This window comes from Dermatophilus congolensis (assembly GCF_900447215.1).
GTDB lineage: Bacteria > Actinomycetota > Actinomycetes > Actinomycetales > Dermatophilaceae > Dermatophilus > Dermatophilus congolensis_A.
The window spans coordinates 128,698-145,029 of the sequence record NZ_UFYA01000001.1; the positions used below are offsets into that span (position 1 = coordinate 128,698).

Here is a 16,332-nt window from a genome sequence, read left to right on the forward strand (position 1 = left end):
ACCCCACGCGCCACTGCAACTAGGCTCAGCCTCGTGAACGAGCCAACAACCAGGGACCTCAAACCGGACCACGCCCCCGGAGGATTCCCCATCGTCGGAATCATCGGCGGCGGACAACTCGCACGCATGTGCCAACCCCCGGCTATCAACCTCGGAATCACACTCAGCGACCTCGCCGAAAACACCACCAGCGCTGCCGCCCAAGTCATCCCCTCCGCACCCGTCGGATCCGCTGATGACCTCGACACAGTCCTAGAATTCGCACGCCACTGCGACGTCATCACCTTCGACCACGAACACATCCCCCCACACGTACTCCACGCCCTCGAAAACGAAAACATCCCCCTCCACCCCCGCCCAACCGCCCTGCGCTACGCCCAAGACAAACTCGCCATGCGCGAACTCATGACCCACCTCAACATCCCCTCCCCACAATGGGCCCAAGTCCGTACCCCCGACGAACTCGCGCACTTCGCCGACCGCGTCGGCTGGCCCATCATCCTCAAAACCCCTCGCGGTGGATACGACGGCAAAGGCGTACTCCTCGTCAACGAAGGCGAACACACCACCGGCGAAGCCGCCACCTGGTTCAACGCCGTCACCGACACCACCCCCACCAACGACCCCACCAACGAACTCGCCCGCGCCACCACCTTCCCCGACGGCCTCCTCGCCGAACAAGCCATCACCTTCACCCGCGAACTAGCCATCATGGTCGCCCGCAGCCCCACGGGCCAAGCCTCAACCTGGCAAGTAGTCGAAACCGTCCAAACCGACGGCATCTGCACCGAAGTCATCGCCCCAGCACCCGACCTACCCCCCGCCGCAGCCACCCACATCACCGCCGCAGCCCTACGCATCGCCGAAGCCATCGACCTCACCGGAGTCATGGCCGTAGAACTCTTCGAAACCACCGACGAAGACAGTAACCCCCAATTCCTCGTCAACGAACTGGCCCTACGGCCCCACAACTCTGGCCACTGGACCATCGACGGCTCCACCACAAGTCAATTCGAACAACACCTCCGCGCCATCCTCGACCTCCCCCTAGGCGACACCAGCCCACGCAACACCTGGACCGTCATGGGCAACGTTCTGGGCGGACAAATCCCCGAATTCGAAAACCTCTACTCCACCTACAAACACCTCATGGCCCACGACCCAGCCCTCAAAATCCACCTCTACAACAAAGCAGTAAAACCCGGCCGAAAAATTGGCCACGTCAACGTCTGCGGCGACAACCTCCCCAACCTGCGCGAACGCGCCAACCACGCCACCGGATACCTCCGCGGCACCATCCGCCAGTAACACCCCCCACCCACCCAGGAGCAACACAATGAACGACACCACCCTCAACGAAACCACCCCCCTCGTCGGCCTCGTCATGGGCAGCGACAGCGACTGGCCCACCATGGAAGCCGCAGCCCACGCCCTCGAAGAATTCGGCATCCCCTACGAAGCCGATGTCGTCTCCGCACACCGCATGCCCACCGAAATGATCGAATACGGCCGCAGCGCCGCCGGCCGCGGCCTACGCGTCATCATCGCTGGCGCTGGCGGCGCCGCCCACCTACCCGGCATGCTCGCCGCCGTCACAGAACTACCCGTCATCGGTGTACCAGTACCTCTCAAGCACCTCGACGGCATGGACTCCCTCCTATCCATCGTCCAAATGCCCGCAGGCGTCCCCGTAGCCACCGTCTCCATCGGCGGCGCACGAAACGCCGGACTCCTAGCCACCCGCATCATCAGCACCGCCGACACAGAACACGGCGCCCACCTACGCGAAAAAATGCGCACCTTCCAAAGCGAACTACGCGACCACGCCCACGCAAAAGGAGAAACCCTCCGCAACCGCCTCACTCACTAAAAACACGTAAAACGCCCGGCCGGAGGAACAGTCGAACCACGCACGCCCTGATGAGCGGCACCCCGCTCCGCACGTGATCGACTGCCCATCCGACCGGGCGTCACCGTTCTCCAAACACAAAACTCACAGAGAACGAACACACAATCAGGGCTCAAACCAAGAGCCCCGACAACCTCAATAATGCTGTCTGCCCACCCCATAAAAACGTACTCAAACCGCGTCTTAGCCCAATCGTTACCCAGCCGAATCCACCACGCGACCAACAAGACACACTAGAGACCTCACGCATCACCAGCAGCGAACACCAGGGCAAATAAAAACCACACAAAAAGAAAAAACACACCCAAAAGTGGCCCCCCAAAACAGCGCCTCACCAACGGCAAGATAAACACATGCGTATCATCTGCGCCCCCGACTCATTCAAAGAATCCATCACCGCCACAAACGCAGCCCAAGCACTACGCCGCGGAATACTCTCCGCAGCACCCTCCACCGAAGTGACATGCCTCCCCATGGCCGACGGCGGCGAAGGCACCATGCGTACACTCGTAAACGCCCTAGACGGAGACATCCGCTCCACACCCTGCACCGACGCCCTCGGACGCCCCACCAACGCCACCTTCGGCCTCATACACACCGAATCAACAACCACCGCCATCATAGAAATGGCAGCTGCCGCAGGCATAGAACACATACCCCCATACGAACGCAACATCCGCGCAGCAACCACATACGGCGTAGGACAACTCATCACCGCAGCACTCGACGCCAGCGCGCACACACTCCTGATAGGCATCGGCGGCAGCGCAACCAACGACGCAGGCACAGGAATGATGAGCGCACTCGGCGCACGATTCCTCGACGCCGAAGGCAACCAACTACCCCCAGGCGGATCAGCCCTACGCAACTGCGCACACATCGACACCACACAACTCGACAGGCGGCTCGCAAAAACAAAAATCATGGTCGCCTGCGACGTGAACAACCCCCTCCTCGGCAAACACGGAGCAAGCGCCGTATTCGGCCCCCAAAAAGGCGCAACCCCAGAGGACATCATCGAACTAGAACACGCACTAACCCGCTGGGCAGACATCGTCGAAACCACACTCAACAAGCCAATACGAAACACCCCAGGAGCAGGAGCCGCAGGCGGAGTCGGTGCAGCCTTCCTCGCATTCACCTCCGCCGAACTACGCCCCGGCGCCCAACTAGTGATGGACACCATCAACATCGACCACCACCTGCACGGCGCCGACTACGTATTCACGGGAGAAGGATCCGTAGACACACAATCCATGGCCGGCAAAGCACCCATGCAAGTAGCCCAACGAGCAGCCCAAGCAGGAGTACCCACAGTAGTTTTCGCAGGACGAATAGAAGAAAAAATAGCCAGAACCCCACCCGCAGGCGTGATCGCAACAGTGCCAATCGTGCGGGAAGCAACAGACCTACCCACTGCCTTAGCAGCCGGAGAACAAAATTTAGAAGCAGCCGCAGCCATGGTCACGCGCCTACTACACGCCGACCTCACGCGAAAAGCGATACACCGCAACTAATCTGCCGAAAAATCAGCTCGCCGCTGCTCTCAAACACCACAAAAAACACCAACAAAAAGAAACACCCAGGTGCCTCACATCACCTTGACGTGAACCGCGAACGTACCCCATGCTCATGAAATCGATTCAAACTGGAATCGATTCCACACACGAGTGCACAAGGTGGTGCAGCGGTGACAGTGACGCTCCGCGACGTCGCACAACGAGCAGGCGTCGCCCCATCAACCGCATCACGCGCACTCGACCCACAACGCCCAGCCTCCGCCGAAGTACGCAAACGCGTACACGCCGCAGCAAAAGAACTCGGCTACCGAGGCAACGGATTCGCCCGAAGCCTACGCACCAACAAATCCGGAATCATCGGACTGCTCATCCCCGACGTCCGCAACCCCTTCTTCACCGCCCTCGCCTACGAAGCCGAACAAGCCGCCGCAGCAGCAGGCCTAGCCGTCATGATCGGCAACGCCGACGAAGACACCACAGCCCAAGAGCGCTACCTCACCGCACTCGACCGCGCACACGTCGACGGACTCCTCCTCGTTCCCCAAGGACAAGCAACCCCAGCACTACACGAAGCCGTAACACTCCGCCCCACAGTCTGCCTCGACCGTGACGCCAAACTCGGCGCACCCCTGATCACCTCCGACTCCACCGGCGGAATGGCAAACCTCATCGACCACATCGTCAGCCTCGGACACCAACACATCGCCATCATCTCCGGCCCACTACAAACATCCACCGGCATCGAACGCCTCACCGCAGCCAAAAACCGCCTCAACCACCACGGCCTGACAATCCACAACAAAGACATCATCGAAGGCAACTTCCAATTCGCCAGCGGCGTCCACGCAGCCGAACAACTCCTCACCCGCCCCAACCGACCCGACGTCATCATCGCAGCAGACGTACTCATGGCAACAGGACTCATCACCGTCACAAACCGCCACGGACTACGCGCAGGAACCGACATCGGCATCGCAGCATTCGACGACGACCCTTGGTTCGAACTACTCGAAGTACCCATCACCGCCATCGCCCAAGACATCCCCACACTCGCCCAAAAAGCCGTCACCACACTCATCAACGCCATGAACAACCACCACACCACAACCACCCCCATCCCCACCCACCTGGTCAAACGCTCCTCCCTCGGAGAAAGACCCTCCACACCCACCCACCTCCCCAAACGAGGAGAACAACCCCAGGAGAACCACCATGGATGACGTCATCCTCCGGCTGAAGGGCGTCTCCAAGTCCTTCGGCGGCATCACCGCAGTCAACGACGTAACACTGGACATACACCGCAGCGAAGTACACGTACTCCTCGGCGAAAACGGCGCAGGCAAATCAACACTGATCAAAATGATCGCCGGAGTCCACCAACCCGACAAAGGCAGCATCGAAGTCAACGGCAAAACCGTACACATCACCAACACCAACGACGCCGAAGCCCTCGGAATCGCCACCATCCACCAAGAACTCAACCTCGTCCCCAACCTCAGCGTCGCCGAAAACATCACACTCGGACGCACCCCCTCCCGCTTCGGACTCATCAACCGCAAACAGATGCGCCACTACGCACGTAAAGCCATAGAACGCATCGGCCTAGATATCGACGTAGACCGCCCCGTCCACACCCTCGGCGTTGCCCGTCAACAAATGGTCGAAATCGCCAAAGCACTCGCCATCGACGCACGCATCCTCATCCTCGACGAACCAACCGCCGCCCTCACCCGCGCAGAAACAGACACACTCTTCACCGTCATGCGCGAACTACGCGAACAAGGCGTAGCAATGGTGTTCATCAGCCACCACCTCGACGAAATCACCGAAATCGGAGACCGCATCACAGTGCTACGCGACGGAACAGCCGTCGAAACAGTCGCCTCCACAGCAGAAGAACCAGAACTCATCCGACTCATGGTCGGCCGCGACATCGAAGACCTCTACCCCCGCCGCCCCAGCCAACCAGGAAAAACACTCCTCGAAGTCAACAAAATCACCCGAGAAGGCGCATTCGAGGACATCTCCATCACACTGCGCGCAGGCGAAGTAGTCGGCCTTGCCGGCCTCATGGGCGCCGGACGCACCGAAGTGCTCCGCGCCATCGCAGGCGCCGACACATACCACCACGGAAACATCAATGTCGCCGGAAAACCCCTACGCAAACACGACGTCGCCGCCGCAGTCACAGCCAAAATCGGACTTGTCCCCGAAGACCGCAAACACGAAGGACTCGTCCTCAACGCCCCCGTCAGCGAAAACCTCGGCTACGCCACTCTCGAAACAACCAGCAAATCCGGACTCGCCGACATCACCGGACAACGCAAACGCGGCCAAGAAGTCGCAAAAAAACTTCGCATCCGCATGGCAAACATCGACCAACCCGTCCGCGGACTCTCCGGAGGCAACCAACAAAAAGTCGTATTCGGCCGCTGGTTCATGGCCGAATCAACCGTGCTCCTCCTCGACGAACCCACCCGCGGCGTCGACGTCGGAGCAAAAGTCGAAATCTACGAACTCATCAACAGCATCACCCAGGCAGGAGGAGCAGTCCTCCTCGCCTCCAGCGACCTCCCCGAGGTCATCAGTATGAGCGACCGTGTCCTCGTCATGGCACACGGACGCATAGTCGGAGAACTTCCCGCCGCGGAAGCCACCCAAGATGCGGTCATGCACTTGGCCGTAAAGGAGGTCCAGTCGTCCCGTGCCCGCTGAAACCGCAACACCAACCCCGGCGCCAAGCCGCGGAAAAACACTCAGCACCTGGCTATCCAACAACGGCGCCATCGTCGGACTCGCGTTGGTATGCCTCATCATGTTCATCGCCACCCCTGCATTCCTCACCATCCCCAACCTACTCAACGTCGGCGTACAAGCCGCAGTCACAGCCGTCATCGCATTCGGGATGACCTACGTCATCGTCACCGCCGGAATCGACCTATCCGTTGGATCAATCGCCGCCCTATCAGCCATCGGGGCAGGCTGGATGGTCACCACCGGCGCAATGCCCGGCCCCCTAGCGCTCATCCTCGCCCCACTTATGGGACTCATCGCAGGCAGCGTCACCGGAACCGCAGTCGCCTACGGCAAACTCCCCGCCTTCATCGCCACCCTCGCCATGCTGTCCATCGCCCGAGGACTCGCCCTCGTCATCTCCGAAGGCCGCCCCATCCTCATGCCCGACGCAGTCAACTGGCTCGGCAGCAACCTCGGCCCCATCCCCGGTCCCATCCTCGTGCTACTGCTGGCCTGGGCAGTAACTGCATTCATCCTCAACCGCACCGTCTTCGGGCGATCCCTTTACGCGATCGGCGGTAACGAAGAAGCAGCACGCCTGACCGGACTACCCGTCAAACGAACCCTCGCATCGGTCTACGCACTCTCTGGCCTCTATTCCGGCGTCGCTGGGCTCCTTCTGGCAGGACGACTAGCCTCGGCGCAACCCCAAGCCGCCACCGGATACGAACTCGACGCTATCGCCGCAGTCGTCATCGGCGGAGCAAGCCTCACCGGTGGATCAGGAAAAGCCACCGGAACCCTCATCGGAGCACTCGTCCTAGCCGTCATCCGCAACGGACTCAACCTTCTATCTGTCACCGCATTCTGGCAACAGGTCGTCATCGGCCTGGTCATCGCGGCGGCCGTCGGTATCGACGTACTCCGCAACCGCAAATAACACCCTAAAGGCACGCCCGGCCTGCCCCTCTCGGGCTCAACGAAGAGTTCACCAGGAGAAACCATGTCACGCAGCATCTTCCGTACCATCATCGCCACCAGCGCTATCGGTCTCCTCGCCCTGGGAGCCACCGCCTGCAACCGCGCACCAGCAGGAAACAGCTCAGCAGCTGGCACAGGAAAAACAATCACCCTGGCCGTATCTACCCTCAACAACCCATTCTTCGTAGACCTCCGTGACGGAGCTCAAAAAGCCGCCGAAGCCGCAGGAGCCACCCTCAACGTCGTCGACGCACAAAACGACCCCGCAGCCCAAGCCAACCAAATCGCTGACGCAGTCACACGCCAGTCCTCAGCCATCATCATCAACCCCGTCGACTCTGATGCCGCCGGCGCAGCAGTAAAGCCTGCCATCAATGCAAAAATCCCCGTCATTGCTGTAGACCGCGCCGTCAATGGCGCAGACATCGCCACCCTTGTCAGCAGTGACAACATCACTGGCGGAAAAGACGCCGCAACTGCACTAGCTAAAGCAATGGAAGAAAAAGGAAAACTCATCCACCTCCAAGGAGTTCCCGGCACATCCGCCAGCCGAGACCGAGGACAAGGGTTTACCGAAGGAATTAAAGCTGCCTCCGGCATCAGCATCGCCGCTGATCAACCCGCTAACTTCGACCGTACCCAAGGACTCAACGTCGCCACCAACCTGCTTCAAGCACACGAGGACACCAACGGCATCTTCGCCGAAAACGACGAAATGGCCCTCGGCGCAATCCAAGCACTCGGAGCCAAAGCAGGAAAAGACGTTCACGTATTCGGATTTGACGGAACCGCAGACGCTCTCAAAGCAGTCAAAGAAGGCAAGATGGCCGGAACCGTGGCTCAACAGCCCACAGAACTGGGCAAAGTAGCTGTTGAAAACGCACTCAAAGTTATCGGCGGACAAAAAGTAGAGAAAAACATTCCCGTCCCGGTCAAGATCGTGACCAAAGACAACGTCAGCGAGTTCCTCAAATGACCAATAACCACGAGAACACATCGCACTCACGAGTAGTCGTATTCGGATCCCTCAACGCCGATCTCTACGCCCGAGTGGAACGCCACCCCACACCCGGCGAAACAGTTCTAGGTACCGGTGGCTTCAGTCGCCCCGGAGGAAAAGGCGCCAACCAAGCCGTCGCAGCCGCGCTCGCTGGTGCTTCGGTCACGATGGTGGGAGCTATCGGCGAGGATGCCAATGCTGAGGTAGCACTGTCCCTTTTGAATAAAGCTGGAGTGGACTGCACCGGCGTGCGAGTGGTCCCGGGGCCGACTGGCACTGCCATCATTGCCGTTTCGGCTCAAGGAGAGAACCTCATCATTGTTATCCCCGGCGCTAACGGGAAAGTTACTCCTGATTATGTACCTGCTATTCGGGATACTGACGTCCTCGTACTCCAAGGTGAGATTCCCGTGGAATCGATTGATGCAGCTGCTGCCGCCGCTGTGGCTGCCGGGGCCCGTCCGGTGATCAACCTTGCTCCTATTGTCGATGTTGCTCCGGCGACCCTCCTGGCTGCGAACCCACTCGTTGTCAATGAACACGAAGCACTTGCTGCAGCGGACATCGTGGACCCACAGCGGGCCGGGGCTGTGCTTGCCGATGACGTGCACGAGATGGCTGAAAATGTGGCAGATCGGCTACTGCAAGCAGGCGTTGAATCAGTCGTGATTACCCTCGGCGGGCAAGGTGCTCTCGTTGCCTCCGCTGAGGGGAAAGAACATGTACCAGGCGAGATGGTCGAGGTGGTTGACACTACGGGGGCAGGAGACTGTTTCGTCGGTGTTGTTGCTGCAGGTTTGGCGACTGGATTGTCACTGGCTGAAGCAGCTACCGCCGCGAACTCTGCGGCAGCTCGTGCTGTCGGAGCCGAGGGAACACAACACTCCTACCCAGGATGGGAGGAGCTTGCGTGAAAAAGTCAGGGATTTTGCATGCTGAGTTGTCACGACAGATAGCTCTCTTAGGGCACACAGATCTGATCGCAGTCGCAGATAGTGGTTTGCCATTGCCGCGGTCGATTCCGGTGATCGACCTAGCTATGGCGCCTGGGATGGTCCCGTTCACCGCGGCGCTTGATGTGTTGTTGAGCGAGCTTGTAGTCCAACGTCACACGGTGGCGCATGAGGCTTTTGACGAAGTGGCGGGGCAGTGGATTTCCCAGCGTGCAGGACAGCTCGGTGAGCAGGTAGCGCTCCTGCATGAGGAATTAAAAGCGATGCTGCCTCGCATGGCGTTTGCGGTACGAACTGGTGAACAAAGCCCGTATGCCAACGTCATCTTGGAGTGCGGCGTGCCGTTCTGACACGTGCGATCAGTATGAAAGTGGCGGGCATTGGGTTTCCGGTGTCCGCCACATGCATGTTGTGTAATAAGAGCGACTAGACCTGCACGGGCGGTTGGAAGAAAACGTCCGACTGGTCCAGTTTTTATTTATTTACTGAGTAGCGGTTGGGGCAGGTGACGCAGATACGGCTGATGTTGTTTCTTTTTCTGATTTTGCTGCTGCTGTTTTTGTATCTTTGGGGCTTCTGGCGCCGACAATGAAACTAATGAAACACATTGCGAGAATTGGTGAAACTGAAACCAGGTTAGTTCCGATTGCAATATGCGCGACTGCGACAATAATCCCTGCGATAAGAGAAGCGTAACCGAGTTTCCGGCGAGTGATGTTCTTCATCGGTTTCCTTTAATAATTGAGTTAGTCGAAGCAGTTCGCAGCTGCACCAACTGCCCCTGCGGAGATACCGCCGATGAGCGCTCCTGATACCGTCCCCAAGCCAGGTACCGCAGAGCCGAGGGTGGCTGCAGCGACAGCGCCACCGAGAGCCGACGTTGAAGTTCCGACACTGCACTTAAGCCACATTGGTCGTTCCGACTCTTCTTCATCATGGCTTTGAGTGTCGTTTTTTGGGGGAGTGGGTACCGGTGAGGCAGTCGCAGAGGTGCTCGGTGTTCCAGTGGAAGTGGGGCGAGGGGAGCCTGTTGCGCTTTGGGTGGGACTAGGGCTTTGCCTGTCTGTTCTTCCAGAGTTGCCAGGGTCTTTGTCTCTTTTAGAAGGCGTATCCGGTGATGTGGTTTGTTTATCAACATTGATAGTTGTTGATGTGACGGTGGAAGGCTTATCTGGAATTCTTTCGTAGCCGTAAGTCGTTTGGCAGGCAAGCCCAGTGAAAGTGATGCTTGCAACAGCGCTAATCGCTAGGGCTCGCACGAGGGGACTCCGATCACGTAGTTGACTCGCATGGTGAGCGAGACTTGAAAGTGTGGGTGATAAGAGTACACGCGCTTTCGGTCTGCAGTAAAAAGTCATTCTAAAAGGGTGCGACAAATTACCGGCCCATCGTTTGGGCCGGTAATTTGTCGTGCGATGTTTAGTTTTTGCTTGGTGTGCTGAGTTCAGCTGCGAGGGCATGGAAAGGCCCTGACGCGTTACCGAACCGATGAAGTGTGATCGACAAAGACTGCTCCTTAACCCAGTTGCGTAGCTCTACCCGTCCGGAAGCAGTGATCGGGTCAGCGAGCAAAGCCACGCAAGGACGTGAAGCAAGCCGTTCTGTTACAAGATCGGTAAGGGAACCGATGACGCGTACCCGCGCCCCGATACCGCTATCCAGGCTGGTGTTTGCTAGCGCGTCAGCGAAACTGGTGTCATCGAGCCAGCGAATAGGTGCGGTGGGGAGTGTCTGCTCGATGTGACTCAACAATGCTCTGACGGTGCTGTCTACCTGAGGGTGCGCGGCAATGAGTACCCGCGCGCCAGTGGTTCGCGCAGCCAATGCTGCGCGGGCTATTTCGCGAGTGGGTGCGTCTTGGCTAATGCGTAGTGCGATGTCAGCTGGACGGTAACGGAAAAGGTTGGCTTCAGTTGTGAGGCCGGTTTGGTCACGGGGGGTGCTGAATTCTTCTTCCCACGCACGGATATCGCTTGCAGCAGCGGCTGCGAGCCAGGCGGTGTCGTCTTCGTCAAGCTGGGCAGCGGCGGCCATGCGCATGACCACAGGGTCAGTGGTGGTGGGAGTGCTGATGGCGTCGGCGTCATGCCAGGTGCCCATGAGCATGACGTAGTTGGGGCCACCTGCTTTGGAACCGAGACCGACTGAAGATTTCTTCCAGCCGCCGAACGATTGGCGTTGCACGATAGCGCCGGTGATGCCTCGGTTGACGTAGGCGTTACCGACCTGGACTTGTTCGAGCCAGGTGCGGACCTCGTCGGCGTCGAGGCTGTGGATGCCTCCGGTGAGGCCATATTCGACATCGTTTTGGAGTGCGATGGCGTGGTTGAGGTTTTCGGCGTGCATGAGCCCAAGGACAGGGCCGAAAACTTCGGTGTGGTGGAAGAAAGAGCCGGGTTTGACGCCGTCTTTGATGCCTGGGGTCCAGAGGCGGCCGGTGTCGTCGAGTTGGCGTGGCTTCAGGAGCCAGGTTTCGCCCGGTTCGAGGGTGGTCAGTGCGCGGTGGAGCTTATCACTGGGGTTTTCGGTCAGTGGCCCTACGGTGGCGCTGAGGTTATGGGGCAGGTCGACGATGAGTGAGCTTGCTGCGTCAACGAGTTGGCGGCGGAAGCGTTCGGAGTTGTAGACGCTGCCGACACAGATAGCTAAAGACGCTGCGGAGCATTTTTGGCCAGCGTGTCCGAATGCGGAGTGGACTAGGTCAGCTGTGGCTAGGTCGCGGTCAGCTGATGGGGTGATGATGATGGCGTTTTTTCCTGATGTTTCGGCGTTGATGGTTAGGCCGGGGCGCCATGAGGAAAACATGGCGGCGGTCTCGTAGGCGCCGGTGAGGATGATGCGGTCGATGCCTGGGTGGGTGACCAGTGCGCGGCCGACGTCGCTTTCATCGGGGGCGATGACGTGGAGCAGGTCGCGGGGGATACCTGCGTCCCAAAGTGCTTTGACGATTGCGGCGGAGCAGTGTGGGGTGGGAGCTGAGGGTTTGTGGATGACACCTGCTCCTGCGGCCAGAGCGGCGATTGTGGAGCCAGCAGGGATGGCTAGGGGGAAGTTCCAGGGTGGGGTGATGAGGACAGCGCGGTCGGGTGTGAAGGTGGCGTCGGTGATGGTGTCCAGTTCGAGGGCGCTGTGGGCGTAGTAGCGAGCGAAGTCGATGGCTTCGGAGATTTCGGGGTCGCTTTGGCCGATGATTTTTCCTGTTTCGGCGGCGGCGAGGGAGATGAGGTGGCCGCGGCGGTGAGCAAGGATGTCGGCGGCGCGGTAGAGGATGTGGGCGCGTTCGAGTGCGGGGCGGGTGGCCCATTCGTGGGCGGCTTTGCGGGTGGTGTCGACGAGGTTGTCGACGTCGTTGAGGTGCAGGGGTGGGGGAGTGGTTTGCTGGTTGAGCCATTCGGGGGTGGCTCGTTGGATGGTTTCGCGTGCCCAGGTTTGGTTGTCGGGTAGGGCGGGGTTGGTGTCGGGTTCGTTGGTGAAGGGTGGGAGCGGCTCTGTGGTGGGGCGTGGTTCGGGGAGCTGTTCGGTGGTGCGGTTTTGTTGGTCGTTGGGGGGCGGTGGGGTGTGTCCGCGGGTGTTGAGGATGTGTTGCAGGGTGGTGAGGGATTCGCGGAAGCGTTTTTCTTCGCGGTGGAAGGTGGGGTTGTCTGGGGCGATGTCGAAGATGCCGGACATGAAGTTTTCGGTGGCGGCGTTTTCTTCGAGGCGGCGTACGAGGTAGGAGATGGCGGCGTCAAATTCTTCGGGGCGGACGGCTGGTACGTATAGCAGAGGGCGTCCTAGCTCGTTGCCGATGGTTTCGACTTGACTGGAGGCCATGCCTTGAAGCATTTCGAATTCCATGCGGTCGGTGACGCCGCGTTGGGAGCCCAGGAGATGAGCGAAGGCGATGTCGAAGAGGTTGTGGCCAGCGACGCCGATGCGTAGGCCGCGCATGTTGTCGGGGTTGAGGAGCCAGTGCAGGACGAGTTTGTAGTTGGCGTCGGTGTCGGTTTTGGTGGGGCAGGTGGTTAGGGGCCAGCCAGCTATTTCGGCGTGGACGCGTTCCATGGAGAGGTTGGCGCCTTTGACGAGGCGGACTTTGATGCCTGCTCCGCCGTCGGTGACGCGTTTGTTGGCGAATTCGGCGAGTTCTTGCATGGCGCCGAGGGCGTCGGGCAGGTAGGCCTGCAGGACGATGCCGGCTTCGAGGTTTTTGGTTTCGGGGGTGGATAGCAGGCGGCGGAAGATTTCGATGGTCAGGCGTAGGTCGCGGTATTCCTCCATGTCGAGGTTGATGAATTTAGTGCCGGCGGGGGCGCGGGAGGCTTCGATGTAGAGGGGGGTGAGACGTTCGGTGACGTATTGGACGGTTTGGTCGAAGCCCCACATAGAGATTTGGGAGGCGATGGAGGAGACCTTGATCGAGACGTAGTCGACGTCGTCGCGGCTAAGCAGTCGTCGAGTTTCATCGAGGTGGATGGTGGCTTGTTCTTCGCCGAGGACTGCTTCGCCGAGGAGGTTGATGTTGAGGCGGTTGCCTTGTTTGGTGAGGCTGCTGATGGCGCGGTCGAGGTGGCGCTCGCGGGCGTCGACGATCATGTGGCCGACCATTTGGCGGATGCGGGTGCGTGCGGCGGGTACGACGATGTTGGGGAGTGTGGGTGCTAGGAGTGAGCCGGCGTTGATTTGGGCGCGGTCGAGGTGGGAGAGGGTTTGGGGGGTGATGTTGCCGAGTTCGGCGAGGGCGTGGGCGGCTGCGCGGCGGTCGTCGGTGCGGATGACGCGGTCGACGAATCCGACGGTGAATTCGAGGCCGTTGGGGTCAGAGAGCACTGCGGCGAGGCGGGCTGCGCCGGGTTCGGTGGTGGTGTGTTGGGCGCTGGTGGTGAGCCATTGGCGGACCTTGGTGGTTGCTTGGTCTGCGATGTGTGTGAGGTCGTGACTCATGGGTGCCTCCCGTGCTGTGTGGCCCCCGTTGGCCACGCTTGGGTGCAGTCTGACAACTTTTTGTGGGTGGTGGGCGTTGGTGGGGATTTAGGCGCGCCGTCTTGTAGCTATGGGAGTGTTGTTGGGGCAGTAGGGTGCTGGTGGGGTGGGTTAGGGCTGGTGGTGTGTTTGGGCGGCGAGGCGTATGTGGGTGTTGGGTTCGCCGTAGCCGTTGTATCCGTTGTTGCGTTGGAGGAGTTCGATGATGAAGTTGTTTCCGGGGGTGGTGATGTAGGTGTGTAGGAGGGTGCCGCCGTTGTTGTCTTGGTCGTAGTAGAGGTTGTGGTGGCGTAGGTGGTTGATGGTGGTGGTGTCGAGGTTGTGGCGGGCTTGAAGGTCGTCGTAGTAGTTGGCGGGGATGGGGAGGAAGTGGGCGCCGTTGTTGCGTGCGGTGGTGATGGTGGTGGTGATGTCGGCGCAGTTGAAGGCGATTTGGTCGATGGTGGAGTGGGTGTGGCCGTTGGCGAGGATGATGCGCAGGTTGCCGTGGGTGGGGTGGTAGGGGCGGCTGAGGCGGCGGCCGGTGGGGCGGATGAATTCGCTGGTGGGGCCGGCTTGGAGGTTGAACACGGATTGGTAGAAGGATTGTTCGGCGGGGTGCAGGGTGGGTGGGGTGGTGGTGCCGATGTGGTCGATTCCGGTGAGTGTTGCCTGGTGGGATGGTGGTGTGGGGGTGGGGTAGCCATTGCGCCAGTCGTCGTCGGCGTTTTCGGGGCCGGTGAGGAATACGTGTAGGTCGCCGGGGGTGTCGATGCCGGGGAGGGCGGAGTCGTAGCGGCCGCGGTGGTGGGTGACGGGGGGCCATAGGAGTGCGGTGGCGCGGGTGGCGACGTCGTGGACGTGGTCGACTTCGAGGGCGATGGCGGAGATGTAGGGGCGGGTTGCTGGTGGTGTGGGGGTGGGCAGGGTGGTGAGGCAGATGTGGGCGTTGCCGTTGCTCCACCACTGGACGGGGCGGGTGGTGTGGGTGCTGGCGTGGTGGAAGCCGAGGGCTTTGAGGAGTGCGGTGATGCTGGTGGTGGGGTTGGGGTCGTTGTTGTCGGTGGTGCTGATGGCGATTTCGATGAAGGCGGGGTTGACGCGGTTGGGGGGTGGGGGTGGGTTGAAGAGGTCGATGGTGGGGGCAGGGTGGTTGGTGTTGGTGTTGGTGTTGGTGTTGGTGTTGGTGTGGTGGGTGTTTCGGTGGCGGAGTTGTTCTTCGAGGATGAGTAGGGAGCGCATGCCGTCGAGGGCGTTGATGCGGGGGTTGGCGTCGCGGACGATGTCGGAGAAGATTTCGAGGGAGAGGGGGCCGCGGTAGCCCAGGTCGATGACGGTGCCGACGAGTTCGACGAGGTTGAGGTCGCCTTGGCCGGGGTAGCAGCGGTGGTGGCGGGACCAGGTGAGGACGTTCATGTCTAGGTGGGGTGCGTCGGCGATTTGCATGTAGCCGATGCGGTTGGCGGGGATGTTGGTTAGGGCGGTGGGGGTATCGCCGCGGGAGAGGATGTGGAAGGTGTCGATGGCCAGGGTGATGGCGGGGTGGTCGGTGTCGGTGACGGTTTTCCAGGCGTGACCGATGCGGTTGATGTGGGTGCCCCAGGCGAGGGCTTCGTAGGCGATGGTGATGCCGTGGTCGGCGGCGAGGTTGCCGATGTGGTGGAGTTGGTGGGCGCGTAGGTCGGGGTTGTCGATGGCGGTGGGGAGCGCGTTGGAGCAGGCCAGGGCTAGGTGTACGCCGAGGCGTTGCATGGTGGTGAATTTGTGGCGGAGGCGGTGCAGGACGGCGGGGAAGTGATCGGGGTGCCATCCTTCGATGTCGCGTAGGGGTTGGAATATTTCGATGGTTAGGCCTAAGTCGCTGCAGCGTTGAGCGATTTTGGTGGGGGTTAGGGGGCTGGCGATGAGGTCGTTGTCGAAGATTTCGATGCCGTCGTAGCCGGCTGCGGCGATGGCGGAGAGCTTTTGGGTGAGGGTGCCGGCGATGGAGATGGTGGCGATGGCTTTACGCACTGGGTGACCTCGGTGGGGTGGGGATGGTGGTGTTTTTAGTGTGTCAGGGGGTTTGTGAGCAGGGGAGGTGGGTTGTGTCTGAAAGGTGTGTGGGGGGTGTGGGGTTGTGTTTTTGTGGACGTGTGTTCAGGGCGTGTGTTTAGTTTTTTGTGTTCGTTTGGGTGGGTTTTTTGAGTGAGTATGGACGGGTGACTTGGGTGTTCGTTCATTTCATTATTTGGTCGTTCCTTGTCGACAAGTTTGAGTGTGTTGATGTGGTGGTTTTTAAGTAAATTTTGA

12 protein-coding genes are annotated in these 16,332 nt (G+C 60.0%); 9 read left to right on the forward strand and 3 right to left on the reverse strand.

What is annotated here, in order from left to right:
* The first annotated feature begins 33 nt into the window (after positions 1-33).
* The 9 genes from DXZ77_RS00575 to rbsD all read left to right on the forward strand — a co-directional run bounded on the left by DXZ77_RS00575 (position 34) and on the right by rbsD (position 9,449).
* Positions 34-1,308 (forward strand): 5-(carboxyamino)imidazole ribonucleotide synthase, encoded by a 1,275-nt coding sequence (locus DXZ77_RS00575; RefSeq protein WP_115029133.1) that lies wholly within the window; start codon positions 34-36, stop codon positions 1,306-1,308.
* Between the two features lie 28 nt (positions 1,309-1,336).
* A complete protein-coding gene (gene purE, locus DXZ77_RS00580; RefSeq protein WP_028327809.1) occupies positions 1,337-1,870 on the forward strand; it encodes a 5-(carboxyamino)imidazole ribonucleotide mutase in 534 nt (177 codons plus the stop codon).
* A gap of 392 nt (positions 1,871-2,262) precedes the next feature.
* Positions 2,263-3,426, forward strand: a complete 1,164-nt coding sequence (locus DXZ77_RS00585; RefSeq protein WP_115029135.1) for a glycerate kinase — start codon at positions 2,263-2,265, stop codon at positions 3,424-3,426.
* Positions 3,427-3,599: 173 nt separating this feature from the next.
* On the forward strand, positions 3,600-4,649 hold the full coding sequence (locus DXZ77_RS00590; protein ID WP_115029137.1) for a LacI family DNA-binding transcriptional regulator: 1,050 nt from the start codon (positions 3,600-3,602) through the stop codon (positions 4,647-4,649).
* Positions 4,642-6,144: a sugar ABC transporter ATP-binding protein gene (locus DXZ77_RS00595; RefSeq protein ID WP_115029139.1), complete on the forward strand. Its 1,503-nt coding sequence runs from the start codon at positions 4,642-4,644 to the stop codon at positions 6,142-6,144. The genes DXZ77_RS00590 and DXZ77_RS00595 overlap by 8 nt, the downstream gene beginning before the upstream one ends.
* Positions 6,134-7,105 (forward strand): ABC transporter permease, encoded by a 972-nt coding sequence (locus DXZ77_RS00600; RefSeq protein ID WP_115029141.1) that lies wholly within the window; start codon positions 6,134-6,136, stop codon positions 7,103-7,105. The genes DXZ77_RS00595 and DXZ77_RS00600 overlap by 11 nt, the downstream gene beginning before the upstream one ends.
* A gap of 63 nt (positions 7,106-7,168) precedes the next feature.
* The gene (locus DXZ77_RS00605; protein WP_115029143.1) at positions 7,169-8,122 is read left to right on the forward strand and encodes a substrate-binding domain-containing protein; all 954 of its coding nucleotides are present in this window, start codon (positions 7,169-7,171) and stop codon (positions 8,120-8,122) included.
* Positions 8,119-9,060 carry a ribokinase gene (locus tag DXZ77_RS00610; protein WP_115029145.1) on the forward strand — a complete coding sequence of 314 codons (942 nt, stop codon included), beginning with the start codon at positions 8,119-8,121 and terminating at the stop codon, positions 9,058-9,060. Before DXZ77_RS00605 ends, DXZ77_RS00610 begins: the two co-directional genes overlap by 4 nt.
* Positions 9,057-9,449 (forward strand): D-ribose pyranase, encoded by a 393-nt coding sequence (gene rbsD, locus DXZ77_RS00615; RefSeq protein WP_115029146.1) that lies wholly within the window; start codon positions 9,057-9,059, stop codon positions 9,447-9,449. Before DXZ77_RS00610 ends, rbsD begins: the two co-directional genes overlap by 4 nt.
* 132 nt (positions 9,450-9,581) lie before the next feature.
* On the opposite strand, the gene DXZ77_RS11605 is transcribed toward rbsD, so the two are convergent.
* The 3 genes from DXZ77_RS11605 to DXZ77_RS00625 form a co-directional block, all read right to left on the reverse strand.
* Entirely contained in the window at positions 9,582-9,824 is a 243-nt protein-coding gene (locus DXZ77_RS11605) for a hypothetical protein (protein ID WP_147279136.1), read from the reverse strand.
* 694 nt (positions 9,825-10,518) lie between these two features.
* A complete protein-coding gene (locus DXZ77_RS00620; protein WP_115029148.1) occupies positions 10,519-14,022 on the reverse strand; it encodes a proline dehydrogenase family protein in 3,504 nt (1,167 codons plus the stop codon).
* A gap of 150 nt (positions 14,023-14,172) precedes the next feature.
* Complete coding sequence (locus tag DXZ77_RS00625) at positions 14,173-16,053, reverse strand: sugar phosphate isomerase/epimerase and 4-hydroxyphenylpyruvate domain-containing protein (protein WP_115029150.1); 1,881 nt, start codon at positions 16,051-16,053, stop codon at positions 14,173-14,175.
* Positions 16,054-16,332: the final 279 nt, after the last annotated feature.

Excerpts from the sequence above, each read along its gene's own strand:
- purE (WP_028327809.1), top strand. The coding sequence starts at position 1,337 with ATGAACGACACCACCCTCAACGAAACCACCCCCCTCGTCGGCCTCGTC.
- DXZ77_RS00585 (WP_115029135.1), top strand. The coding sequence starts at position 2,263 with ATGCGTATCATCTGCGCCCCCGACTCATTCAAAGAATCCATCACCGCC.
- DXZ77_RS00595 (WP_115029139.1), top strand. The coding sequence starts at position 4,642 with ATGGATGACGTCATCCTCCGGCTGAAGGGCGTCTCCAAGTCCTTCGGC.
- DXZ77_RS00605 (WP_115029143.1), top strand. The coding sequence starts at position 7,169 with ATGTCACGCAGCATCTTCCGTACCATCATCGCCACCAGCGCTATCGGT.
- DXZ77_RS00610 (WP_115029145.1), top strand. The coding sequence starts at position 8,119 with ATGACCAATAACCACGAGAACACATCGCACTCACGAGTAGTCGTATTC.
- DXZ77_RS11605 (WP_147279136.1), bottom strand. The coding sequence starts at position 9,824 with ATGAAGAACATCACTCGCCGGAAACTCGGTTACGCTTCTCTTATCGCA.
- DXZ77_RS00620 (WP_115029148.1), bottom strand. The coding sequence starts at position 14,022 with ATGAGTCACGACCTCACACACATCGCAGACCAAGCAACCACCAAGGTC.